This window comes from Streptomyces sp. NPDC034086 (assembly GCF_055575515.1).
Map to the genome: position 1 here is coordinate 920,135 of NZ_JBVISM010000001.1, position 23,658 is coordinate 943,792.

The window sequence follows — 23,658 nt, forward strand, 5'->3', positions numbered from 1 at the left end:
TCCGGCACGCCTGGTGGCCCGGAAGCGGCCCCGGCCCCGGAACCGGAGTCGGGGGCCGGGGCCGGGGCCGACGGGTCAGGGGAAGGGGTGCGGCACCATCCGGATCTCCGCGTCCGTCAGCGGGCTCCCGCGCAGTCCCGCGCGCACCGCCGCCGTCCGCAGCCGGGGCATGTACGGGGCCCGCTGGCGCGACCAGCCGAAGTCGATCGGCAGCAGGCCCGGCACGATGGCGCACACCGTGCTCAGCCCCATTCGGCGCTGCTCCGGCGTGGTCTGGTCGACGACGATCACATCGTGCCCGGCCCCCGTCAGCTCCCGCACGCACAGCAGCAGGTCGTCCCGCAGGTCGCCCGTCCTCGGACGCCCTCCCGCCTCCCAGCCCGCGTACAGCTCCGCCATGGACCGCACGGCGAGCGGCTCCCGGTAGGTGCGCGCGTGCGGGGCCATGGCAGGGAGCCCGTACAGCTGGGCGTGGTCCTTGAGGTGTCTGACCCGCCCGAAGTCCCGGGTCATCTCCTCGAGTTCGGCCTGCCGCTCGGCCACCTGCCGGGGCAGGTGCGGGATGTAGGTGAGGACCTCCGACAGCGCCGCCTCCACCGCCGACGCCGGATCGAGCGCCGCGCCCGCGCCGAAGGAGTACAGCCCCGGCCCGCCGTCGCGCCGTACGGCCAGCCCCGTCACCACGGGCACCGCGAGGTCGACGCGGTTGTCGAAGGCGTGCACGTCGTACCCCTGGAGCGCCGCCCGGTCCACCATCATCCGCACCGCCGGCCCGGGCACGGTGTCCAAGTCGATCTCCGTCAGCCGCTGCCCGCCGTACCAGGCGAGCAGGAAGGCGTCCCGCTCGATCAGCTCCAGCAGGGCGCCCAGCAGCGCCTCCTCCGGGCAGCCGCCGATCGCACAGCCGTTGGAGCACTCGAAGACGAAGTTGTCGGCGGCCAGCCCCGCGCTGTAGTACGCCAGGCGCGCCGGGACCAGCACCGGCCGGTCGTCGCGCAGCGAATGCCCGTACACCCAGGGGATGGGCCGCTCCGGGTCGAAGGGCGACACCATCGGGTCGTCCCGGTAGGTCCCGGGCGGGTAGAAGCCGCACTCCGCCGGGTTCAGGGCCCGATCGCCCAGCTCGGCGTAGGAGGCGGTGAGGGCCTCGGCGCCGGTGCGCCGGTGCGTGCCCGCGTACCGCTCCAGCCCTTCCAGGAAGGCGAGGTCCCGGCTGGCGGAGAAGCTGTTGGCCTGCCCGCTCCAGGTGACGTCCGTCAGTCCCGCGTAGCCGCGCATGAACACGCTGCCCGCGACCGGGGCCGTCGTCGGCGAGGTCACGTTGATCCAGGTGCCCCCGCCGAGCACCCCGGTCACCGGATTGGCCAGCGCCTCCCGCGGCACCGGGTACGAGGACGCCGTGCGCAGCCGCTGCGCGTCCGGGGCCGGCTTGGGCCGGGAGGCGGGGGTGAAGGGCCGCGGCGCGGCGGCGGCCCGCGGCCCGCAGTCGGGGCAGAGCGGGTCGGCGGCCAGCGGGTACGTGCGCACCTGGAGGGTCTCCAGGTCCAGCCGGGACACCTGCGGCAGGGCCCGGTCGGCGGCCACCGCGCCCGGGGCCAGCGCCTCACCGCCGGTCACGGCCGCGTGCAGGGCCACCACCGCGTCCAGCACGTACGGCGACAGCAGCGGCCACTGCGCGGAGACGGGGGTGCGCGGCCCGCTCCCCGTCTCCAGCGCGTCCCGCTCGCTCTTGCTGCGCAGTCGCTGCCAGCGCATCGCGAGGCACTGCCCGCAGGCGGGAGCGGTGCCGTCGCCTCCCCACGGCCCCACGAGCACGGCCTGGGCGCCGAGGTGGACGGTGGCGGCCGGGCGGATGCCGGCGAAGGGGTCGGCGGTGCGCGGCCCGAGGGCGTCGTGCACCCCGAGCGTGACCACGTACGGCGCCGCCGCGCCCGGGGCGGCGGTCAGCGCCCGCTCCAGCCGGCGGCGGGCCGTCTCCAGTGCGGTGCCGGCGGGGGCCTCGGCCGCCCGTACGGTCCGTGTCGCGGTAGCGGTCATGACTGGTCGCTCCAGCGGAAGGTCTTCAGCCCGATCCCGCCGAACAGGAGGGCGAAACCGGCCAGTGCCGCGCAGCCGGTCCCGATGGCGGCGAGGGAGCCGGAACCGGTGAGGGCCCCGGAGGCGGCGTCGTTGAGGTAGCGCAGCGGCAGCACCCGGGAGACCGAGCGCAGCCAGGACGGCATCATGTCGAGCGGCAGGAAGGAGCCCGACAGGAAGGCCATCGGCACCATCATGCAGTTGGCGATGGCGGCGACGGCCTCGGGCGTCCGGGCGTAGTTGCCGACGATCACCCCGATCGCCATGAAGGCGGTGATGCCGAGCACCAGCGCGGGCAGCACCAGCGGCCAGCGCCCGTCCAGTTCGAGGCCGAACCCGGGCAGCATCGCGACGGCGACGAACACCGCCGCCTGCACCACGCCGACCACGAGCGCCAGTACGTAGCGCGAGGCCAGCACCGTGGTCAGCGGTGTCGGACTGAGCCGGATCAGCCGCAGCAGGTCGTCCCGGCGCCACTGCATCAGGGTGAACGCGATCCCGAAGACGGCGGCGTTGGCCACGCCCCACGACATCACGCCGGGCGCGATGTACGAGATGTACGGGCGGCCGCTCTGCTCCACGTCCTGGCCGCTGAAGATCAGGCCGAAGACCACGAGGAAGAGCAGCGGGAAGGCGAAGGTGAAGAAGAGGGTGGCCTTGTCCCGGACCTGGGCCCGGTAGCCGGCGGCGGTCAGTGCCGTGTACGCGCTCATGCGGGGGACTCCAGGGTGTGGGCGGGGGCGTGGGCCGCGGCCTCGGTGCGGCCGGTCAGCTCCAGGTAGACGTCCTCCAGGGTGGCCGTGCGGGTCATCACGCCGTCGAGCCCGGTGAGCGCGTCGACGGCCTGGAGCACCTTGCCGGGGACCGAGGTCTCCAGCACCAGCGAGCCGCCCTGTTCGCTGACCCGCTCCACCCCCTCCATCGCGGCGGCCTCGGCCGGGCCGATCCGCCCCTCGGGAACCAGCAGCCGGGCCCGGGCACCGGCGGCGGTGATCAGCCGGTGCGGGGAGTCCAGCGCCGCGAGGCGTCCGCCGACGAGGATGGCCACCCGGTCGCACAGGGCCTCGGCCTCGTCGAGGTGGTGGGTGGTGTAGACGATGGTGCGGCCCTCGCCCTTGAGGGCGCGCAGCACCTGCCACAGGTCGCGGCGGGCCTGCGGGTCCAGCGCGGCGGTCGGCTCGTCGAGGAAGATCAGCTCGGGGTCGTGGACGAGGGCGGAGGCGATGGCGAGCCGCTGGCGCTGGCCGCCCGAGAGGTTCTCCACCAGGACGTCGCGCTGCTCGGTCAGCCCGACCGTCTCCAGGGTGCGGTCAGCGGCGGCCGCGTCCCTGCGGTACAGGCCGGCCACGGTGGCGAGGTGCTCGCGCGCCGTCTGCCGGACGAAGAACGCCGAGGCCTGCGTCTGGACGCCGATCCTGGGCAGCAGGGCCGTGTTGCGCGGCCAGCAGCTCTGGCCGAGGACCTCGACCGTGCCGGAGTCCGGCCGGCGCAGTCCTTCGACGATCTCGATGAAGGTGGTCTTCCCCGCGCCGTTGGGGCCGAGCAGGCCGAAGAACTCGCCGCGGCGCACGTCGAGGGAGAGGCCGTCCACGGCCTGCCGGTCGCCGTAGCGCTTGCGGACCTCCCGGACGGAGACGGCCACGGCGGCGTCGGGCGGTGGGGTGTGGTCAGTGGTCATGGGCGTGCGGTTCCCTCGGTGTCGGAATCGGGCGGGGGGACGAAGGGTGCCGCCGGGGGGGCGCCACGCGCGAGCGCGCGGCCGCCCCGGCGGCGGGCGGGGGTTCAGGACCTGATGACGAGGACGGCGGCGGCTGTGAGGAGCCCGGCCAGGAGCAGGACCAGCACGGCCGAGCCGATCCCGTAGCCCAGGTAGAGCCGCCGGGCCCGTACCGGGTAGGCGGCCGCCGCGCCCGGCTCCCGCAGCCGCAGCCGCAGGTACGCCGCGCTCGCGGGTGCCAGCCGGGTCACGCGCAGCGCGTGCCCGAGCAGCGTGTAGCCGTCGAGCGGCGGCAGCGGGACGAGGTTGACGAGGGCCTGCGCGCTGCCGAGCAGCAGCAGCGCGCCCAGGACCCGGCGGGTGGGATCGCCGGCGGGCAGGGTCGCCCACCAGGCGCAGAAGGGCAGCAGGAACAGGAGGTTGGCGAAGGCGCCCGCGCCGGCGACGGCCAGCTGGTCGCGCCGGCGCGGCAGGTAGCGGTAGTTGTCGACCCGGCAGTACATGATCACCATCGGCAGCCGCCAGCGCAGCCCGATCTCCCCGACGCGGCCGCCCACGTGCCGGGCGGCGATCCCGTGGGCGAACTCGTGCAGGGCCGTACTGAGCCACAGCAGCGTCGCCACGGCCAGCAGGGGCACCGGACGCGACAGCAGCCACCCCAGATCGGCGAGGAGCCCGCCCGCCGAAGCGGCCAGCCACACCTCCACCGCCAGGCACACCACCAGCAGCGCCGCCAGCACCGCCGGCCGCAGGACCGGCCGCAGGAAGCGGTGCAGCCGCGCCGTCGTGGCATCGGCGTCCGCGACCAGGCGCAGGGTCCCGCGCAGCAGGGTCCCGGTCCGCTGCGGCCCGGGACCGGCCTCCGCCTCCGGGACCGGTCCGCCCGCCAGCAGCCGGCGGGTCCCGAGCAGCCCCAGCAGCTGCTGCCAGTTCCGCTCGCCCAGGCGGCGCCCGAAGGCGTGCCCGTACGCCTCGCCGATCTCCGCGAGGCTGCGCGAGCCGTCGAGGCGCGAGACGAGGAAGTACTCCTTCGGTCCGATCTCGAACGCCGCCCCCGACACCGGGTCCTTGACCAGGTGGACCACGGCGGGGCCGTTCAGCAGCGGCGGTGACAGCAGTACCCCGGGCCGCAGCGCGGGCCGGTGCTCCAGCAGTCCCGAGGGGGCGGTCACGGCACGACCGTCCCGGCGGCCTCCGCGCCCTCGGCGGCCCCCTCCCGCAGCACCCGGCCCAGCAGGTGCGCCAGGTAGGCCTCGTCCCGGATGGTCACGTGCAGCCGGTTGTTGGTCATGTGCATGTACGGGGACAGCAGCAGCGGCAGCGCCACCGCCGGATCCGTCACCCGCTCGTCACGGCTCCCGTCCCAGGACCGGAACACCAGCTCCCCGCCCACGGCCAGGGTCTCCGCGCGCCGCCGCAGCTCCCGGCAGTGCTCCGCCCAGCCGGCGAGGAAGCCCGGCAGCCGGCCGGTCTCCCCGGAGCCGAGCGCCTCCAGCACCGCGCCGAACCGCCGTCCCAGGGCGGGGGCGGTCCCCTCGTACGTCCGGTCGTACTCGACGGAGCCGATGAACCCGGTGCCGGGGAACGCGCGGTGCCAGAAACGGTAGTAGCCGTCCAGGTAGGAGCCGAGCTCCTCCCGGTCGGGCAGGAACACCCCCGCCATCACCATCATCAGCTGTGCGGAGGTGCCCAGCAGCACCGTCCGCAGGTGCAGGTTCATGGAGCCCAGGGCGTCCATGACGAGATCGCTGGAGTGCGCGAAGTGCCACTCCGCGAGCTCCACCCCGGCCGGGCCGCCGTACTTCCCGTACTCGGGTTCGTACGGCTCGTAGGAGAAGGAGTTGTTGGGCCGCAGGTTCATCCGGCCGTCCTCGCCCATGAAGGCGGCCCGGTCCCCGTCGGGGAACTCGATGTCGAACAGGGTGTTGTAGAACTCGTTGAGGAAACCGGAGTCCACCTCGTACAGCGCGGGCCGGGCCTTCAGGAACGCCGACACGGCCTCCTCGGTGCGGCGGCGCACCTCGGGCTCCGCCTCCGGGGTCACCGGCCGCAGCCGCAGCCGTACGTGCGGACCCTCCAGCCAGTAGTTGATGAAGAAGTGCCCCGCCAGCAGCCCGTCCGCCGTGAGGGAGGCGATCAGCGGCCGCACGCACTGCACCAGCAGCGGCTGCGGGTTGGCGGCGTAGAAGACGTGCATGGCCTGCCACGCGCCACGCGTCGGGGTCAGCTCTGGCATCGGGGTGCGCCCTCCGGGGTCCGGGTGGTCGTGGTGAAGGTCTCGACGGCGAGCTCGGCGACGTGCTCGCCGCGCGCCGACCGGGTGTGCAGGCCGCCCGGGTCCGGGAGCATCTCCCGGAACACGACCCGGTGGCCGGGCTCCCGCAGCAGCGGCTCGAACGCCGCCAGCGACAGCAGACTGGAGAAGTCCACGTACTGCGGTTTCGCCCCGAGCGCGGAAGGGCCCGCCGACACGGTCGCGAACACCCGCTCCGGCAGCCCGTGCGCCCGGCGCCACCGCTGCCAGTCCAGGAAGTGCCCGGCCTCCCGCGCGCCCCGCGCCGGCAGTTCGCCCGCCGTGGTGCTCCAGCTGCGCCGGCTGAGCACCACGTCCCCGTGCACCACCCGCGGCCGGGTGGTCACGCCGCCCTGCGGGTCGCCCTCCGGGACCCCCGCCCACACGTCCAGCGGGGACATCGAGGACGGCGAGAGCAGCAGCAGGGTGCGCGGTACCGCGGGCAGCGCGAGCGGCACCAGGTACCCCAGGTAGACCGGGATCACCTCCAGGCCCAGGCGCCGGGACCGCAGCACCACCCGCCCGGTGCCGGGCACGTGCTCCGCGTACAGGTCGTCCAGGCGCAGCAGCCGCTCCTCGGGCAGGGTCCCGCTCTCGCCCGGGCAGACGATCTCGTACTCGGTGAGCCGGCCGTGCAGGTTCAGGTTGGTGGTGACCGCGCCGCCGGTGACCTCCGCGAACACCGCGCCGGGCGGCGTGACCCCGGCGGCCGTCGCGCGCAGCTGCCCGTCCAGCCCGTCCGGCTCCGGGTACAGGTGCGTGAACCGGCTGAAGGGGAAGGAGAGCCCGCCGTACGAGCGGTTGAGGACCGTCAGCTCCGCGCCCGTGCGCGGGTCCCGCGCCAGCTGGACGTGGTGGCAGCGCGGCGCGAACCCGGGCACCACCGGCTCCAGCTCGCCGGCGACGGCCTCGACGTCCTCCTCGGACAGCCGCAGCTCACCCTCCCCGCCGTGCTCCAGGTACGCCGCCCAGTGCGCCCGCATCCGGCCCGTGAAGGCCCGCCGCGCCGCGTCCAGGGCACGGATCCCGGGCAGGCCCAGCCAGTTCTCCTCCGGCACGTACGCGCCGCGCGCGTCGAAGGGCGTACGCCGCGCCGTGAAGGACAGGTACTGGTCGAAGAAGTCCTCGTGGAAGTCGTGGACCAGGCCCAGCAGGTCCTCGCAGCGGCCGCCCCGGCCGTAGCGGGCCGTGAAGAACCCCTCGAACGTGATCCGCTGCGCCATCGTGAGGTCGAAGGCCGGCAGGATCCGCTCGACCGAGCGCAGCGAGCCGCCGCCCGCACCCGGCTCCGCCCAGGCCGGGGGAGCCGCCGCCAGGTCACGGCCCGCGCTCGTGTCCTCGTACACCAGCGTCTGCGGCAGCTGCGCGTCCGCGGGAGCGCCCAGCTCCTCCTGCGCCCGGCGCAGTGCCGTGCGGAGACCGTGCAGGAGCGCGCGGCGCTCGGCGCGCCCGGCGAGCGGATAGCGCTCCAGCAGCCGGGCCGGCTCCTCCAGCAGCGCCGCCAGCTCATCGGCCCAGGGCCGCTCCAGGCCGGACAGGGCGCGCTGGAAGGCGCGTACCGGATCACCGCCGTGCACCTCGGTGTCCAGGCACGGCACCCGCACCATGCCGAGCTGGAGCAGGGCCCCGATGTACGCCTCGCACTCCTCGGGGGAAGCCCCGTGCTCCGCCGCCAGCCAGTTGGCCAGCTCGTGGTGGCGCAGCTCCGGCCCACCGCGGCCCGGCCGGTCCTCCGCCTGCCGCGCCCGCTCGGCGAACAGGGCCAGCAGCCGGTCCAGGGTGCCGCTGCGGCGCAGGAAGAACAGCCGGTCCTTGACCGCGTCGAAGGTCACGGCGGCCGTGTCGTCGCCGGCCGTGACCGAGCGGCGCACGTACCGGATCCGGTCGTCCTCCCGGCCCCAGCCCGGGGCCGGGCGCAGCGGCAGGTCCCGGCGGCGCACCGGGTCGGCGAGGATCAGCTCGGCGAGCCGCGCCAGCACCACCACGTTCAGCCGGACATGGCTGCTCCAGGTGTCCTCCACCCGGATGCCGTCCGCCCCCGCCTCCGGGGTGAAGCGGCCGGTCGCCACCCCGGTGAAGGTACTGAAGGGACTGGTCTTGCAGGCGGTGCGGTAGAGGTACGAGAGCACCGAGCGCTCGGCCTTGCGCGCCCGGCCCGCCGGCTCCGCGCCCCCGGCGGTGGCCGCCGTGTACGCGTCGAGCTGGCCCTCCAGCACCGGCGAGGCCAGCAGCAGGCCGTGCCGCAGCCGGTCGTCGTCCAGCAGCCCGCGCAGCGCGGCCCGGCCCCGGACGAGGTCGCCGGCGAGCAGCGGCTCCCCCTCGGCCAGCAGCTTGTCCAGCTCCCGGGTCCGCCGCAGCCAGAGCGCGAGCCGGTCGCCCGCCTCCTCCCCCAGGCCCGCCACCGCCCGCAGGGCGGCCCCGGGATCGGCGGGCAGGCGCCCGTTGTGGATCTGCCGGCGCAGCCGCAGCAGTTCCCGCCGGTGCGCCGCTCCCGGGCCGCCCGGCTCCGGATCGGTTTCGCCGACCGCCCGGTGCAGTACCTCGCTCAGCCACTGCGCGTCCGCCCGCAGCGCGTCCTCGGCCGCGAGCACGTCGGCCGCCCAGCGCCCGGCGTCCCCGCAGCGCAGCGCGTCGGCGGCGGCCAGGGGCAGTCCGGCGACGCGCAGCATGAAGCGCTCGCCGGTGTGCCATTCGGTGGTGGTGTTCATCCTGGTCTTCCTGCTTCTCTCGTCGCCCGGTCAGGCGATCTCGTGGCGGAAGTCGGCGGGCCCCGGCCGCTCGTGGCCCAGCAGCATGATCAGCAGCGGTGCCTCGTCGGTGCCGGTCAGCCCCAGCCGCTCGGCGTAGGAGACGTTGTCGAAGCCCAGCGCCACGCCGGCGCCGAGCCCGTGCGCGGCGGCCGTGGTGTAGAAGGTCTGTGCGACCGCGCCGACGGCCGCCCCCACCAGGCGGTAGCCCCGGTCGCCCACCGCGTCCAGGACCGCCGTGGTCCGTAGGGCCGGCACCAGCACGGCGCCCGCCTGCTCCAGGTTGTAGTTGGACAGGAAGTAGTTGGCCTGGAGGAAGGGCCCGGGCGCACCCGGTACCACCAGCCGCAGCGCGTGTGCCCCGGCGTCGTAGGCGTAGCTGCCCGGCTCGATGCCCTCCACGTGGTTGACGAAGACGTACAAGGAGGTCAGCGAAGGCCCGCCGGGCCGTTCCGCCTCGCTGCCGGGCCGGGTCGCCGCGCAGTCGGCCAGCGCCGCCGCCAGCTGCTCCGCCGTCACCGCCCGGGTGGCGTCGAACCGGCCGAAGCTGCTGCGCCGGGCCCGCAGCGCGGCGCCCTCCTCCATCGCCGGCGCCGCCGGGGCGGGCAGGGGGACCGGCCGCCCGCCCCGCGGCGGGTACGCGGCGGCCGCGTCCAGCACGCCGGGTGCCGGACGGTCCCCGGCCCGGCCGAGGGTCGCCCGGTGGATCCGCTCCAGGGTCTCGAAGGCCAGCACGGTACGGGAGCGCTCCGCGTCCCGGTGGCGGACTTCCGCGCCGGCCGGGGGCGCCGCCCCGCCGTCCCGCTCCGCGCCGCCCTCCCACTCCAGGGGGAGCACCGCGAAGACGCCCTCCTCCCCGGGCGCGGTGCCCAGCAGGCGGGCGAGCCGCTCCTCGTCGAACCAGAGCACGGGCGCGATCCGCAGCCCGTACGCCCTCGCCCACAGCCGCCAGGTCTGCACCAGGGCGCCCACGTCCATGCTGACCGCGTGGAAGGAGAAGCTGTTGTACTTGAAGGAGTTCTGCCAGTACTTGACGCTCAGCACCAGGTACTGCGAGCAGCCCTCGCCCGGTCCGTGGCCCAGGGCCTCCCGCACGTCACCGGTGACGTCGCCGGCCAGCAGCCGGCGCAGCCCGTGCTGGTGCGGGGCGTAGTGGTACAGGCCCGGGGTCAGGGGCCCGCCCGCCCCGGCCGCCCAGTACACACCGACCGGATACAGCCCGCCGCCCGAGGCGGTGCCGCGCGACCAGTTGGCCTGCGCGTAGTGGGGCAGCGCGGCCAGGTCGGTGTTGGCCTGCACGCCCAGGCGCCGGCCGGTCAGCCCGTACGAGTCCTGGAGCATCCCGGACAGCAGGGGCAGCGTGAACCCCGCCGCGGGACGCGGCCCGGCCGCCGGATCCGGCAGCGGCAGGGTCTCCGCGTCCGGGTAGTACTTCGCCTTGCGGGGACGGTCGGCCCAGTCGGGCACGAAGTCCACGGGCTCCATGGGCACCCGGCCCCGGTACATGATGGCGCTGGCGTAGTCATGGGCGTAGCCCACGGGTCCTCCTCGGTTCGTGCGGCCGTGCCGGGCACGCCGGCGGCCGGGTCAGGGGAAGGGGTGCGGGGCCGGGTTGAGGTCGGCCGGCTCCAGGTCGCGCTCGCGCAGCCCCGCCTCGCGCAGGGCCGTACGCATGCGCGGCATGCCCAGCGCCCGCTGCCGCGACCAGCCGAAGTCGATCGGCAGCAGCCCCGGCACCAGCACGCTCACGGTGTGCAGACCCAGCGCCCGCTGCTCCGGCAGCGTCTGGTCGACCACCACCACGTCGAACCCCCGGGCGGCGACGGCCTCCACGCACCGCGCCAGGTCCTCGGACACGTCGTCCGACACACCCTCGGGCCCGAGCAGCGAGGACACCGGCCGCAGCGGACCCCGCGAGGGCCCGCGCAGCAGGAAGTCGGCGTGGCGGCCCATCTCCGGCACCCCGTACACCAGCGGGTGGTCGTGCAGCGCGGTCACCAGGCCGAAGTCGGCCGCCATCGCGCGCAGCCGCTCCTCGTCCCGCTCGGTGCGCCCGGGCAGGTTCACCGCGTCCGTCGCGATCTCGCACAGCGCCGAGTCCAGCGCCGACTCCGGGTCCAGCCCGGCCCCCGCCCCGAAGCACATCCGCCCGAGGCCGCCGTCGAACCGCTCGGCGACCGCCGTCACCACCGGGATCGGGAAGCTGATCCGCGTGTCGAAGAACCGCGCCCGGTACCCGTACAGGGCGAGCCGGTCGACCATCGCCCGCGTCGAGGCGCGCCGGCTGGTCGCCGGGTCGATCTCCGGCAGCGGCTGCCGTCCGTACCAGGTGAGCAGGAAGGCGTCCCGCTCGACCACCTCCATCAGCCCGAAGTAGGCGGCCTCGGCCAGACTGCCGCCCGAGGCGCAGCCGTTGGAGCTCTCCTGCACGAACCGGTTCTCCAGACCCGGCGCGTGGTAGTACGTCAGCACCTCCGGCACCAGCCTCGGCTGCCGGTCGCGCAGCGACCAGCCCCACACCCAGGGGATCTCCCGGTCCGGATCGAAGGGCCGCACCCGGGGGTTGTCCCGGTAGAACGCCTCGCTGTAGAGACCGACCCGGCGCGGATCCACGGCCTCGGCCCCGAACCCGTTCAGCGAGCCCCTCACGCTGGTCGTACGGGAACGCGAGCGCATGCCCGCGTACCGCTCCAGCCCCTCCAGCACCCCGACGCGCGCGCTGCGGTCGAAGGAGTCCGTGTGGCCGCCCCAGAACGTCTCGCGCAGGTACGCGCCGGAGCGCATCGAGAAGCAGCCGATGGTCGCGGAGGTGGAGGTCGAGGAGATGTCCTGGACCAGCGAGGGCCCCAGCGCCCCGCACAGCGGGTTCGCGAACGCCGCCACGTCGAGGGCGTACGCCTCCACCGGCCGCGTACGGAACGCCCCCGGCCGGTACTTGGGCGCCGGCTCCGGATCCAGCGCCCGGGCCGTGTCCGCCTCGGGCGTCCCGCACACCGGGCACTCGGGATCGGGCACCAGCGGGTACCCCCGCACGGCGCCGCCGCGCAGGTCCAGCACCCACACCCGGGGGAACACCCCGCGCGCCGGACCGGTGGTGCCGGAGGCCGCCGAGACCACCAGCGCGGCCAGCGCGTCCGCCGCGAAGGGGTGCGCGTACGGCCAGCCGCCCACCGCCCGGGTCTCGCCGCCCAGCTCCAGGGCGTCCCGCAGCGCGACCGACCGCACGGCCTGCCAGCGCCGCTCCAGGCACCGCGCGCACCCCGGCCCGTCCGCCGGCAGGGGGCCGACCACCGCCTGGTGGCCGTAGAGGGCCACCGGGACCGCGCCCGCCGGGACCTCCCGGTCCGGGGCGGCGAACGCGTCCCGCAGCCCCAGCGCCGTCACGGCCGGCGGCGGCCCGCCCAGCGCGGCCACCGCGCGCTCCAGCAGCGCCGTGAACCGCCCGGCGGCCTCCGCCCCGAGCCCGTCCGCCACCGGGGCGGAGCCGCTACGCGTCATCGCCGGACTCCCGTACCGCCGCCGAGGTGAGCAGCACCCGCACGGTGTGGATGCCCACCCCGGCCAGTTCCGCCGACCCGGTCGGCACCGCGTACGCGTCGAGCCCCGCCCCGGCGAGGTGTTCGAGCACCTGCTCCCAGGACGCCCCGGGCCCCGCCGCCACGGGCGCGGCCGCCGCACCGGACACCGCCAGCGCGCGCGGGTCCAGATCGCGCAGCAGGGGGTCGCGGCCCGCGTCGGCGCCGTCCGCCCCGTACTGGGCCGCGCCCAGCAGCTCGCGCAGCGCCGCGACCGCCGCCGTGCGCCGGTCCAGGCCCTCGCCCAGCGCCCAGCGCTCCCCGGCGCGCGCCAGCAGCACCTGCACCCCGGACCGCGGTCCCTCCCCGAGGTCCAGCAGCTCCGGCTCCAGCTCCAGCCGGTCCGCCGACCGCAGCAGGAAGGCCAGTTCGGCGTCCTCGCCGTCACGGTCCGGCAGGGGCACCCGGTCCGCCGCCGCCCCGCGCACCGCCCGCAGCAGCGCGGCGTGCCCGAGCGCCGACAGCAGCCCGGCCGCGGCCGCGTCGGCGGGGGAGGGGCCGGCCCCGGCCCCGGCGCGGGTGCGTTCGAAGAGCCGCTCGGCGTTGTGCGGGCCGAACGGCCGTACCGCGCCCGCCGGGACCAGGACGGGCTCCTTCGTCAGCAGGGACACCGCACGCTGGTACGCGGACGGCTCTCCCGGTATCCCGGAGGCCGTCGCCAGCCCCGCCGCGGCCACCGCGCCCGGCTCCCCGCCGCCGACCACGTCCCGGGCCGGCACCACGTGCTCCGCGTACACCAGCGCCGCCGCGTCCAGGGCGCGCATCCGCGCCCCCGCGACGTGGTGCACGTCGAACGCGGCCACGGTGCGCGCCTCGCCGTGCCCGAGGCCCAGCTCGACCACCCCGGCCTTCAGCGGGATCTGCGTCAGCTCCTCGTCCGCGTACCGGGTGAACACCCCCGCGTACGGACGCACCACGGCGGAACGCCGGTTCAGCTCCTCGACCAGCTCGTCCGCGTCCCGGGCGGTCTCCAGCACCGGCAGCGCGGGCGTGCTCGAGGTGCCGGCGGCGGCGAGGTCCAAGGGGGCCGCCTCCGGCTCCCCGGGCGCGCAGAACGGGCAGCGGGGGTGCGGGAAGAGCGGCTCGGCGGTGACGTCCAGCGAGGCCATGTCCTGGACGAGGAGCCGCCCGGCGGTCTCGGCCGGCAGCGAACCGGAGGCCGCGCGGAACACCTCGTAGCCGAGCAGGTTGCCGAGCATCGCGGCCAGCGGCCGCCCCGGCACCGGGCCCTGCGCGAGCGGCGCCTCCGGAAGGGCCAGCGCGCTCCACAGCGCGGCCGCCGGGGCGCCGCCGCGGGCCGCGCCCAGCCGCAGGGCCGCGCAGGACCAGCAGCCGGCGGTGCCGTGGGCCATGAGCGGGCCGACGACGGCGTCGTTCCCGTACGACCAGGCGGGCAGCAGGGTGCGTCCCTCGGGTATCCCGGCGCGCAGCAGCGGCAGCAGCCGGGCCGGAGCCGCCGCCCCGCCGGTCACCACCACGAAGTCGTACCCGTCCAGCGCGTCCCAGCCGAGGGGCTGTCCGGGCAGCGTACGGACCTCCACCGGGCAGCCGTCGGCGACGGCCTCGGCCGCCTCGGCCCGTACCGCGTCCGCGTCCGCCCCCGGCGGCAGGCCGACGGTGGCGCAGCCGTTGCGCACCAGGCTCAGCGCGCACCAGCGGGCCACGGCGTCCTCGCCCAGGACGGCGACCCGGGTTCTGCGGAAGCGCAGGAAGCGGGCTTCGGCGTCATCGGCGTAGTGGTCGGCGTAGGCGATCTGCGGCGCGAACCTGCGGGCCACGTCCGCCGACGGCGCGGCGGCCGGCTCCGGCCGCGCGGGCTCTGCGACGGAACGGGCGAAGTCCCGTTCGTACAGCGTCTTGACGAGTTCGCCGACCATCGCGCGCTGGGCGTCGCCCAGCCCCCGGCAGAGCTCTTCGACGGTGTGCTCGCCGGTCAGGTGCGGGACGATCAGCGTGGCGAACCGGTAGGCGGTGCGGGCGGTGAGGCGGAACCCACCGTCGGAATTGTGGAAGAGCACGCCGTCGGGCGTTTCGGTGAAGAGCACGTCCCGGCGGATCCTGGGGCGTGTCGCGGCAACGTACTGGTAGCTGTCCAGGGACATGGAACACCTCTGATTGCGGTCTGGTGGGGACGAAGGCGTGAGGTGGGAAATGTCGGGGAGGCGGGCGAGCCGCCTCAGCCGGGCAGGAGCGCCGCGGCGCCGTCACGGCCCCGGGCCAGCCACCGCGCGTAGACGCGGAGGAAGGCGTGGATCCGGTAGGGCTCGCCGGGCGGCCCGTCCTCGAGCATCCCGGCCTCCACGAGCTGTTCCAGCACGCTTTCGCCGGCGGCTGTGGCCGGACCGGAGTGCGGCTCGAGCGAGCCCATCCGCAGGAAGGCCTCCCGCAGATCGGGCGGGAGCGCGCCGACGGCCTGCCCGAGGACCTCGGGCACCGACAGCCGGGGGTCCTCGGCGAGGGCCAGCCGGCCCGGCGGGTCCTCCGCCAGCCAGGCCGCGCAGTCGGCGACGGACAGCCCCGGCCGGGTCAGCAGCCGTCCGGCGGCGATCCGCAGGGCGAGCGGGAAGTAGCCGCACACGGCGGCCAGTTCGCGCGCCGCCCGCTCCTCGGCGGCGATCCGCCCGGCCCCGACGAGGCCGGTGAGCAGTTCGTGGGCCTCGGCCGGCGCGAGGACGTCGAGCCGGTGCACGAAGCCGCCGTGCCGGGCGACGGCGGCGGCGAGGGCGCGCCGGCTCGTCACCAGGACGGTGGCGCCGCCGGTCCCGGGCAGCAGCGGCAGCACCTGCCCGGCCCCGGCCGCGTTGTCGAGGACCAGCAGCCGCCGGCCGCCGCCGTCCGGCCCCGGCAGCAGCTTGCGCGCCTCCTCGACGTCCAGGGGGCTTCCGTCGGGCCGGGCCAGGTCGATGGCCGACACTCCGCCGGGGAAGGCCCGCCGGACCTCGTACGCGCTCTGGTGCGCGAGCGCCGACTTGCCGATCCCGGGGGCTCCGGAGACGACCAGCAGCCGGGGCCCGTCGGTGTCGGTGAGGCGCAGTGCCAGGGCCCGCAGGTCCGCCGCGCGCCCGGCGAACCCGGGCACCGGCGGTGGCCCGGCGTGCTCGGCGACGCGCTCGCGCAGGGCCGGCGCGGGGCGTGGCGGAGCCGGTCCCGGTCCGAGGTCCTCGGGCCGGCCGGCCGGGCCCAGCTCCTCGGCCCGCAGGATCGCCAGTTCCAGGCGCCGCAGGCCCGGACCGGGGTCGACGCCGAGTTCCTCGCGCAGCCGCTCGCGCACGGCGCGGTACTCGGCGAGGGCCTCCGCCTGCCGGCCGGTGCGGTAGAGGGCCTCGATCAGCTGCTCGGTGAAGCGTTCGCGGACCGGCCGGCGGCGGGCGCCCTCGTACAGGTCGACGAGCACCTGGTGGCAGTTGCCGGCGGCCAGTTCGAGGTCGCACACCCGCTCCAGCACCCGCAGCCGCTCCTGTTCGAGCGCGGGCACCGCGTCCCGGTGGAGCATGGCCGAGGCCACGTTGGACAGCGGCTGCCCCTGCCAGAGGGAGAGCGCCTCCCGCAGCCGGTACAGCTCCTCGGCGGTCCCGGCGGCGGCCCGCGCCTGCGCGGTCAGTAACCGGAACAGGACGAGGTCGAGCGTCTCGGTGTCGTTGCGCATGCGGTAACCGCCCGGCACGGCCTCGATGGTGGTCGCGGATATGCCGTATTTCGCGAATAACCTGCGCAGGCGCAGCACACAGGTCTGGAGTGCGGCCCGGGCGGTGGCGGGCGGCTCCTCGTCCCACACGGCACGCAGCAGATAGCCGGTGGAAACGACGGTGCCGGGATGGAGCAGGAGGGCGGCGAGAAGACTGGTCGGTTTGGAGGGTTTGAGAACTACTGTCTCGGGGCCGTGCGCAATACTCAAGGGCCCCAAAAGCTGGAACCGCATTGGTCCCCCGTGTCGGGTCACGTGTGTCGCAGATGAGCGTGATGACGGGGGGCGCCGTTCCCGCGAGCCGCGATGACGGACCGGTACTCCCGAAGGAGTCCGGACCAGTGCCCGCGGCTGCTCGCCGCTCCCCGTTGGGCGGTGAATATCTGGAACCCTACAGAACGGATCTTGTGGAAGTCGAACCGAGATCCGGGTCGATTCCGGCGGTCCAGGCGTTCTTCTCCTCTCCGTCACGCCGGGAATCCGTCGAGTTACCGCCGGTTCGTCAATTCTGTTCAGACGTAAACGAGTTCCGATGGAAGCGCGGTCGAGTACCGATGGAGGCCGCATTGCCGGCGGGCCGCCGGATGGCCGGATGAGGTGACCGGACTGGCGCATTCCCATCGTGCCCGACGGAGTCGGAACGGTGAATTCCGGACCCGAACCGGAATCCACCGCCCCAAGGAAAAGCGCCCCGGCCGGGAGCCGGCCGGGGCGCGCGGACCGGCGTGCTACTCGAAGCGCGCGGTGTCGCCCGCTCCGCGGCGCAGGATCTCCACGTCGCCGCCGGAGAAGTCGACGACCGTGGTCGGCCGGGTGCCGCAGTCACCGGAGTCGACCACCGCGTCCACCACGTGGTCGAGCCGCTCCTTGATCTCCCAGCCCTGCGTCATCGGCTCCTCCTCGTCCGGCAGCAGCAGGGTGCTCGAGACCAGCGGCTCGCCCAGCTCGGCCAGCAGGGCCTGCGTGACGAGGTGGTCGGGGATCCGCACCCCGACCGTCTTCTTCTTCGGGTGCAGCAGCTGGCGCGGCACCTCCGAGGTGGCCTTGAGGATGAAGGTGTAGGGGCCCGGGGTCGCCGCCTTGACGGCCCGGAACACGTCGTTGTCCACGTGCACGAACTGCCCCAGCTGGGCGAAGTTCTGGCACACGAGGGTGAAGTGGTGCTTGTCGTCCAGGTTGCGGATCGACCGGATCCGCGCGATGCCGTCACGGTTGCCCAGCTGGCATCCCAGCGCGAAACAGGAATCCGTCGGGTACGCGATGAGCGCGCCGGAGCGGATGCTGTCGGCCACGCCGCTGAGGGTGCGCCGCTGGGGGTTCTCGGGGTGCACGTCGAAATACTTCGCCATCCGCCGAGCCTACGGGACCGGATCGCTCCGCTCCGCCGCTGCGCCGCTGACCCCGGCCCGCCCGCCGGGAGGGGCGCTGTGCTCCGACCGGGTTCACTTGGGGCGCTCGTTCGGACGCAGCACCGAGTTTATGATCATCGTTTCGGCTTTCCGTCCTCTTTGATGCTCTCATCCGGCCGTGGGACAACTGGGAGGCCTGCGTGGCGAAGTCAGGGACGAAGGCGTGGAGTGCGGTCGCCGCGGTGACGGGGGCCGCGCTGGCCCTCGCCCACGCACCGGGCCGCACGGCCGAAGCGGCCGCGGCCCCCGGCCCCGCCCCGGAGGCGGCGGTCACCCTGCTGGTCGGCCACGCCCTCGACGGCGGCCCGCGCGCGGACACCGCCGGATGGTGCGCCGCCGGAGTCTTCCGGGGCGGCCGCTGCGGCACCTGGCGGGAACAGCGGGTGCTCGCCACCGCCCGGGGCGGCTCCGTCCTGAGCGACCCGGCCCTCGGCGAGGCCGGCGAACTCCCCACCGACCCCGGCTCCCCCCTCGAGATCACCCTCGCCCGGCCGGAGGCCGGCCGTCTCACCGACGTGACCGTGACCGACGGGCACGGCCGCCACCTCGCCGGCGAGCTCGGCCCGGACGGCGGACACTGGCGCAACACCGAACCCCTGCGCGCGGGGGAGGGCTACACCGTGCGGGTCCGCGCCCAGGACGGCCGCGGAGCCCCCGTCGGCGTCGGCATGGTCTTCCGCACCTCGCCGCCCGACGCGCCCGACGACGGGGGCAGGCTCACCGCCGAGTTCGGTCCCCGCCCCGGCACGTACGGCGCGGGCGCGATCGTCACCGCCGAACTCAGCCACCCGGTCCCCGCCGACAACCCCGCAGCCCGCGCCCGCGTCGAGCGGGCCCTCCAGGTCACCTCGCGGCCCCACGTCGAGGGAGCCTGGCACTGGGTCGACGGCTCGACCCTGCACTTCCGGCCCCGCGCCTACTGGCCCGCCCACGCCGTCGTCCGCGTCCGCAGCGGCCTCGACGGGGTCGAACTGGGCGAACACGGCTACGGAGGCCCCTCCGAGCCCCTCGAGTTCACCGTCGGGGACCGCGTCGAGGCCGTCACCGACTCCGCCGCCCACCTGATGACCGTACGCCGCAACGGGCGCGTCGTCCGGACCATCCCGGTCACCACCGGCAAGGCGGGCTTCCGCACCCGCAGCGGCATCAAGGTCGTCCTCGGCAAGGAGTACAAGGTCCGCATGCGCGGGGACACCGTCGGCATCAAGAAGGGCACCAAGGAGTTCTACGACCTCCCCGTCTTCTACGCGACCCGGGTCACCTGGAGCGGGGAGTACGTCCACGCCGCGCCCTGGTCGGTCGAGGCGCAGGGCGAGGAGAACGTCAGCCACGGCTGCACCGGCATGTCCACCGAGGACGCCGCCTGGTTCTACGGGACCGTCCGCGAAGGCGACATCGTCGAAGTGGTCAACAGCGGCGGCGCGAAGATGGACCCCTTCGGCAACGGCATCGGCGACTGGAACCTGGACTGGGGCACCTGGCTCTCGGGCAGCGCCCTGAACCGCGCCACCGCCCCGTCCCCGCCGCCGGACAGCCCCTCGCGCCTCACCCCGACGACCTGAGACATGGCCCCCCTCGCGGTACGCCGCCCCGCCCCGCACGCCGCCGGCCCGCGCCGGGTGCTGCTCGCGGGCTCCGTCGGGAACTTCACCGAGTGGTACGAGTTCGGCGTGTACGGAGCCTTCGCCACCGTCATCGCCGACCGGTTCTTCACCCCCGCCGGGGCGGCCGGCCAGGGCGGCGCCGGGCCGCTGGTGGCCACGTACGCCTCCTTCGCGGTGTCCTTCTTCTTCCGGCCCGTCGGTGCCCTCCTCTTCGGCCGCCTCGGCGACCGGATCGGCCGCCGCCCCGCCCTGATCCTCGTCATCGCCCTGATGACCCTGGCCACCACCCTGATCGGCCTCCTCCCGACCCGGGACGCCATCGGAGCCGCCGCCCCCTGGCCGCTGGTCCTGCTCCGCGTCCTGCAAGGGCTCTGCTCGGGAGGAGAGTTCGGCGGGGCCGTGGCCCTGATGACGGAATCCGCGCCCCCGGGCCGGCGGGGCCGCCACGGCGCCTGGCAGTCCTTCACCGTCGCCCTCGGCCTGCTCGCCGGCGCGGCCGTCGCCGCCCTCCTGGCCGGGCTCCTCTCCCCGGCGGCGCTGCACGCCTGGGGCTGGCGGATCCCCTTCCTGCTGGCCCTGCCGCTCGGTCTGACCGCGTACCGGCTGCGCTCCGGACTTCCCGCAGAGCCGCCGCCTCCGGCCCCGCCGCCGGGGGCCGGTGCGCCCACCCCCGCCGGCAGCGGCACCGGCACCGTCCGGGCCGTCGCCCTCGCGGTGGGCCGGCTCATGGGCTGGTCGGCGGCCGGCTACACCTTCCTCGTGGTCCTGCCCTCCTACCTCCAGGCCACCCTCGGGGCCTCCTTCCACCAGGCCCTGGTCGCGACCACCCTCGCCAACCTCGGCTTCGCCGCCGCCATCCTGCCCGCCGGCGTCCTCAGCGACCGCGTCGGCCGCCGCCCCGTGATGCTGGCCGGCGCCCTCGCCGTCACCCTCCTCGCGCTCCCGCTGCTCCACCTCCTCCAGGACCCGGCCGCCCCCGCCGCCGCCAAGGCCGCCGCCGTCCTCGGCGCGGGCGCCACCGTCGGTCTGCTCGCCGGTCCCGGCCCCGCCATGCTCGCCGAGATGTTCCCCGCCCGGGTGCGCTGCACCGGGCTCGGGCTGGCGTACGCCCTCAGCGGCGCGGTGTTCTCCGGCTGCGCCGGTCTCGTCATCACCGCCCTGACCGCCGCCACCGGCGACCACGACGTCCCCGCCTACTACGCCGCCGGGACCTGCGCCCTCAGCGCCCTCGCCCTGGCCGGCGTGCGCGGCGACGGCCACAGGAGGCCCCTGCCATGAGGGTGATCGGGCTGATGTCGGGCACCTCGTACGACGCCGTCGACGCGGCCGCCGCGCGGCTGACCCTCGAGGACGACGGCGAGACCCTGCGGCTGGTCCCGCTCGGCCTGGTCAGCGCCCCCTACGAGGACGGCCTGCGCGACACCCTCGCCGCCTCCCTGCCGCCCGCGGCCACCACCCTGGCCGACGTGTGCCTCCTCGACACCCGCATCGGGCAGGCCTTCGCCGCCCTCGCGGTCCGCGCCGACCGCGAACTGTGCGCCGGCCGCGCCGGGCTGATCGCCTCGCACGGCCAGACCGTCTACCACTGGGCCGACGCCGGGCAGGTCCACGGCACCCTCCAGCTGGGCAGCCCCGCCTGGATCGCCGAGGCCACCGGGCGTCCCGTCGTCTCCGACTTCCGCCCCCGCGACATCGCGGCCGGCGGCCAGGGCGCCCCGCTCGTCAGCCTCGTCGACCTGATGCTGCTGCGCGGACGCCCCGGCACGCCCGCCGCCCTGAACATCGGCGGGATCGCCAACCTCACCGCCGTGCCCGCGGCCGGCCCGCCCGTGGCCTTCGACACCGGACCCGGCAACGCCCTGATGGACGCCGCCGTACGCGAAGCCACGGGTGGGCGCCTCGGGTACGACGAGGACGGCGCCCTCGCCGCGCAGCCGGCCGGGTCCACGAACCGCTCCTGCGGCGCCTGCTCGCCGAGCCCTACTACCGGCGCCCCGCTCCCAAGACCACCGGCAAGGAGCTGTTCCACCACGGCCACCTGCGCACCGCCCTCGACGGCTGCCCCGCCCTCCCGCCGCAGGACCTCCTCGCCACCCTCGCCCGCCTCACCGCCCGGACCGTCGCCGACGCCCTGCGCCCGCTGCGCGTCACCGAGGTCATCGCCTCCGGCGGCGGCACCCGCAACCCGGTCCTCATGGCCATGCTCCGCGAGGAACTGCCCCCGCGCACCGCCCTGCTGGACTCGGCCGCCCTGGGCCTGCCCGCCGCCGCCAAGGAGGCGTACGCCTTCGCCGTCCTCGGCTTCCTCACCCTGCACGGCCTGCCCGGCAACGCCCCCGGCTGCACCGGCGCCCGGGGACCCCGGCCGCTCGGCTCCCTCACCCCGGGGCGCGGACCGCTGCGCCTGCCGGTCCGGCCGTCCCGTCCACCCGTACGGATCGCCGTGGGCCCGCCGTCCCGTGCCGGACCGTCCTGAGCGTACCGCCGCCGGTGACGTGGCCCCCGCCGAGGGGGCCGTCCGACCGCACGGCCCGCCCGACGGCGGCCTCCGGACAGTCCGCCCGCAGTGCGGCCCCTGACGGGCGGTCAGCCCGGTCACATGCGGGGTGCGGGCGGCGTCGGCAGGGGAGCGGCCCCCTCCTGTACGAGGTTCAGCAGGACGAGCGCGTCGGTCCAGCCCAGCGGCACGACCGCGCGCGGCCGGCCCCGCTCGTCCACCGTCTCGGGCAGTTCGCCCAGCACGTTGCGCTGGGCGAGCACCCAGTCCAGCACCGCGCGGCCCTTCTCCCGCTCACCCGTCGCCGACCAGGCGAGGGCGAACAGCGAGGTGCTCGGCGTCCACGTGACGTTCCCCCACTCCGAGTCGTCGGTGCCCGGCACCAGCCCGCCGTTGGACCTCCGCAGGGCCCGGTACGTGTCGTCGAGTGCCCGGGGGAGGTCGGCGGGGGCCCGGTTGAACGGGGGCGCCATGAACGCGACCGCGGTGTCGGGGCCGAAGTCGCCGTCGAGGGTGCGCGGATAGCCGAGCGGCCCGAACCGTCCGGCGACGGCCGCCTCCAGCCGCCCCGCCGCGGAGGCCCAGCGCGCGGAGTCCGCTTCCCGTCCGAGCCCGGAGGCCAGGTCGGCGGCGGCCCGCAGGCCGGACAGCAGCGGTGCGGCGGTGCCGAGGTTGGCGGTCCGCGTGGGCAGTTCCCAGTAGTCGGGGGAGGCGGGCGGCAGCCCCTCGCCGTCGAGGGAGGCCGCCGCGTAGTCGGCGGCCTTCGCGAGCGCGGGGTACAGCGCGCGCAGCCGCTCCTCGCGGTCCTCGCGCGGCGCGGTCCGGTACCACTGCCAGGCGGCCCAGGGGACCCAGCCGTTGGCGTCGAGCTGCCACGGCCGGGAGTCCGGCGGCCCCGAGCCGTCGAGCCGGGTGCGGGCCTCCCACGTGCCGTCCGCCCGCTGCGTCGCGGCGCTGTACCGCAGGATCCGGTACGCCTCCTCGCCATGCCCGGTGTGCGCGAAGGCGGCCGCCGCGAAGGCGGCGTCACGCGGCCAGGAGTAGTCCCAGAACGGGTGCCAGGCCGCGGCGAAGGCCCCGTTGGGCCGCAGCAGCGCCCGCATCGACAGCAGCGCCCGCCCGGCGCTCTCGCGGCGGACCCCGGCCGCCCCCGGGACCTGCCCCCGGGCCAGCCAGCGCCGGGACTCGGCGATCTGGGCCAGCGCGCCCGGGTCGCCGGCCTCGACCACCCTGGACCTCTCCTCGCCCTCGGGCAGGTAGCGCCAGCGGCCCGAGGGCAGCACCAGCACGTTGCTGCCCTCCACGTAGCGGGCGCCCACCGCGAAGGGCGGGCTCACGGCCTCCACCGCCCGCCCGTTGAAGAGCAGGCCCGCCGTCCGGGCGGGTTTCGTCGAGGCCGGTACGTAACAGGCCTCCGTCTCCCCGCACCGCTCGGAGCCCGCCGGGTTCACGTGGAAGGCCAGGCGGCCCGAACCCGGCTGCCACGTGCGCCGGGCCTGGTCGTACTGCGCCGCCGGCGGGAAGCGGGCCGGGGCCGACCGCGTCCCGTACCAGGTGACCGTCCCGTTCCCGGCGGTGGTGGCCTGGGCGAACAGGTGGTAGCGGCCGCCGGGCCGCAGCGCCGCGTTCATCGGCACCTCCACCCAGCCCGTGCCCTCCCCGCCCAGCGCGGCCAGGTCGACGCCGGCCGAGGCGACCGCCGAGCCGGCGTCGCCCCGGGCGGTACGCACCTGCACGGTCAGCCTCCCGGCCGCCGCCGTACTGCCGAGGAAGAGCGAGACCCGCGAGAGCCGGCCGTCGTCGGTGGTGAACTCCTGGGCCGCCGCCCATCCGGAGTTCCCCGCCCCCCTGATCCAGTACAGGGCCACGTCGTGCCTCGGCTGCCCGTCGAAGGCCGCCCGTCCGGCGGGGGAGAGGGGCCCGCCCGCGGCGACCGCGCCGTCCGCCGTCTGCGACAGGGCCGCGAGCAGGGCGACGGCCACCAGGACCGACCGTGTGCGCATCACGCATTGCCTCCACTGTGATGAAGCGTCAAGAAGCCGGGGGGAGCGCGTA

Annotated in this window: 14 protein-coding genes and 1 pseudogene; 3 read left to right on the top strand and 12 right to left on the bottom strand. The window is 75.8% G+C overall.

What is annotated here, in order from left to right:
* Positions 1–75: 75 nt before the first annotated feature.
* The 11 genes from ACZ514_RS04150 to ACZ514_RS04200 form a co-directional block, all read right to left on the bottom strand.
* Complete coding sequence (locus ACZ514_RS04150) at positions 76–2,037, bottom strand: TOMM precursor leader peptide-binding protein (RefSeq protein ID WP_469124052.1); 1,962 nt, start codon at positions 2,035–2,037, stop codon at positions 76–78.
* A complete protein-coding gene (locus tag ACZ514_RS04155) occupies positions 2,034–2,789 on the bottom strand; it encodes an ABC transporter permease (protein WP_468162376.1) in 756 nt (251 codons plus the stop codon). The genes ACZ514_RS04150 and ACZ514_RS04155 overlap by 4 nt, the downstream gene beginning before the upstream one ends.
* Entirely contained in the window at positions 2,786–3,754 is a 969-nt protein-coding gene (locus ACZ514_RS04160) for an ABC transporter ATP-binding protein (protein WP_468162373.1), read from the bottom strand. Before ACZ514_RS04160 ends, ACZ514_RS04155 begins: the two co-directional genes overlap by 4 nt.
* 104 nt (positions 3,755–3,858) lie before the next feature.
* Positions 3,859–4,965 (bottom strand): peptidase M50, encoded by a 1,107-nt coding sequence (locus ACZ514_RS04165; protein ID WP_469124053.1) that lies wholly within the window; start codon positions 4,963–4,965, stop codon positions 3,859–3,861.
* Positions 4,962–6,029, bottom strand: a complete 1,068-nt coding sequence (locus ACZ514_RS04170) for a lantibiotic dehydratase C-terminal domain-containing protein (protein ID WP_469124054.1) — start codon at positions 6,027–6,029, stop codon at positions 4,962–4,964. The genes ACZ514_RS04165 and ACZ514_RS04170 overlap by 4 nt, the downstream gene beginning before the upstream one ends.
* A complete protein-coding gene (locus ACZ514_RS04175) occupies positions 6,017–8,794 on the bottom strand; it encodes a lantibiotic dehydratase (protein ID WP_469124055.1) in 2,778 nt (925 codons plus the stop codon). The genes ACZ514_RS04170 and ACZ514_RS04175 overlap by 13 nt, the downstream gene beginning before the upstream one ends.
* A 30-nt stretch (positions 8,795–8,824) precedes the next feature.
* Positions 8,825–10,372 (bottom strand): SagB family peptide dehydrogenase, encoded by a 1,548-nt coding sequence (locus ACZ514_RS04180; protein WP_469124056.1) that lies wholly within the window; start codon positions 10,370–10,372, stop codon positions 8,825–8,827.
* A 48-nt stretch (positions 10,373–10,420) separates the two neighbouring features.
* Positions 10,421–12,331 (bottom strand): TOMM precursor leader peptide-binding protein, encoded by a 1,911-nt coding sequence (locus ACZ514_RS04185; RefSeq protein WP_469124057.1) that lies wholly within the window; start codon positions 12,329–12,331, stop codon positions 10,421–10,423.
* A complete protein-coding gene (locus tag ACZ514_RS04190) occupies positions 12,321–14,510 on the bottom strand; it encodes a TOMM precursor leader peptide-binding protein (protein WP_469124058.1) in 2,190 nt (729 codons plus the stop codon). Before ACZ514_RS04190 ends, ACZ514_RS04185 begins: the two co-directional genes overlap by 11 nt.
* A gap of 74 nt (positions 14,511–14,584) precedes the next feature.
* Positions 14,585–16,303, bottom strand: coding sequence for an AfsR/SARP family transcriptional regulator (locus ACZ514_RS04195; protein ID WP_468162359.1), 1,719 nt, complete (start codon positions 16,301–16,303; stop codon positions 14,585–14,587).
* 518 nt (positions 16,304–16,821) lie between these two features.
* Positions 16,822–17,442 carry an L-threonylcarbamoyladenylate synthase gene (locus tag ACZ514_RS04200; protein WP_468162357.1) on the bottom strand — a complete coding sequence of 207 codons (621 nt, stop codon included), beginning with the start codon at positions 17,440–17,442 and terminating at the stop codon, positions 16,822–16,824.
* A 200-nt stretch (positions 17,443–17,642) separates the two neighbouring features.
* Here ACZ514_RS04200 and ACZ514_RS04205 point away from each other — a divergent pair, with 200 nt between their 5' ends.
* The 3 genes and pseudogenes from ACZ514_RS04205 (at position 17,643) to ACZ514_RS04215 (ending at position 21,582) form a co-directional block, all read left to right on the top strand.
* Positions 17,643–19,064 (top strand): L,D-transpeptidase, encoded by a 1,422-nt coding sequence (locus tag ACZ514_RS04205; RefSeq protein ID WP_469124059.1) that lies wholly within the window; start codon positions 17,643–17,645, stop codon positions 19,062–19,064.
* A 3-nt stretch (positions 19,065–19,067) separates the two neighbouring features.
* Complete coding sequence (locus tag ACZ514_RS04210) at positions 19,068–20,384, top strand: MFS transporter (RefSeq protein WP_469124060.1); 1,317 nt, start codon at positions 19,068–19,070, stop codon at positions 20,382–20,384.
* Positions 20,381–21,582: pseudogene (locus tag ACZ514_RS04215) on the top strand (anhydro-N-acetylmuramic acid kinase). The gene ACZ514_RS04210 and the pseudogene ACZ514_RS04215 overlap by 4 nt, the downstream one beginning before the upstream one ends.
* Positions 21,583–21,701: 119 nt before the next feature.
* Here ACZ514_RS04215 and ACZ514_RS04220 read toward each other — a convergent pair.
* Complete coding sequence (locus ACZ514_RS04220) at positions 21,702–23,606, bottom strand: glycoside hydrolase family 15 protein (RefSeq protein ID WP_469124061.1); 1,905 nt, start codon at positions 23,604–23,606, stop codon at positions 21,702–21,704.
* Positions 23,607–23,658 lie beyond the last annotated feature (52 nt).

Excerpts from the sequence above, each read along its gene's own strand:
- ACZ514_RS04185 (WP_469124057.1), bottom strand. The coding sequence starts at position 12,331 with ATGACGCGTAGCGGCTCCGCCCCGGTGGCGGACGGGCTCGGGGCGGAG.
- ACZ514_RS04175 (WP_469124055.1), bottom strand. The coding sequence starts at position 8,794 with ATGAACACCACCACCGAATGGCACACCGGCGAGCGCTTCATGCTGCGC.
- ACZ514_RS04190 (WP_469124058.1), bottom strand. The coding sequence starts at position 14,510 with ATGTCCCTGGACAGCTACCAGTACGTTGCCGCGACACGCCCCAGGATC.
- ACZ514_RS04170 (WP_469124054.1), bottom strand. The coding sequence starts at position 6,029 with ATGCCAGAGCTGACCCCGACGCGTGGCGCGTGGCAGGCCATGCACGTC.
- ACZ514_RS04210 (WP_469124060.1), top strand. The coding sequence starts at position 19,068 with ATGGCCCCCCTCGCGGTACGCCGCCCCGCCCCGCACGCCGCCGGCCCG.
- ACZ514_RS04200 (WP_468162357.1), bottom strand. The coding sequence starts at position 17,442 with ATGGCGAAGTATTTCGACGTGCACCCCGAGAACCCCCAGCGGCGCACC.
- ACZ514_RS04150 (WP_469124052.1), bottom strand. The coding sequence starts at position 2,037 with ATGACCGCTACCGCGACACGGACCGTACGGGCGGCCGAGGCCCCCGCC.
- ACZ514_RS04160 (WP_468162373.1), bottom strand. The coding sequence starts at position 3,754 with ATGACCACTGACCACACCCCACCGCCCGACGCCGCCGTGGCCGTCTCC.
- ACZ514_RS04155 (WP_468162376.1), bottom strand. The coding sequence starts at position 2,789 with ATGAGCGCGTACACGGCACTGACCGCCGCCGGCTACCGGGCCCAGGTC.
- ACZ514_RS04220 (WP_469124061.1), bottom strand. The coding sequence starts at position 23,606 with ATGCGCACACGGTCGGTCCTGGTGGCCGTCGCCCTGCTCGCGGCCCTG.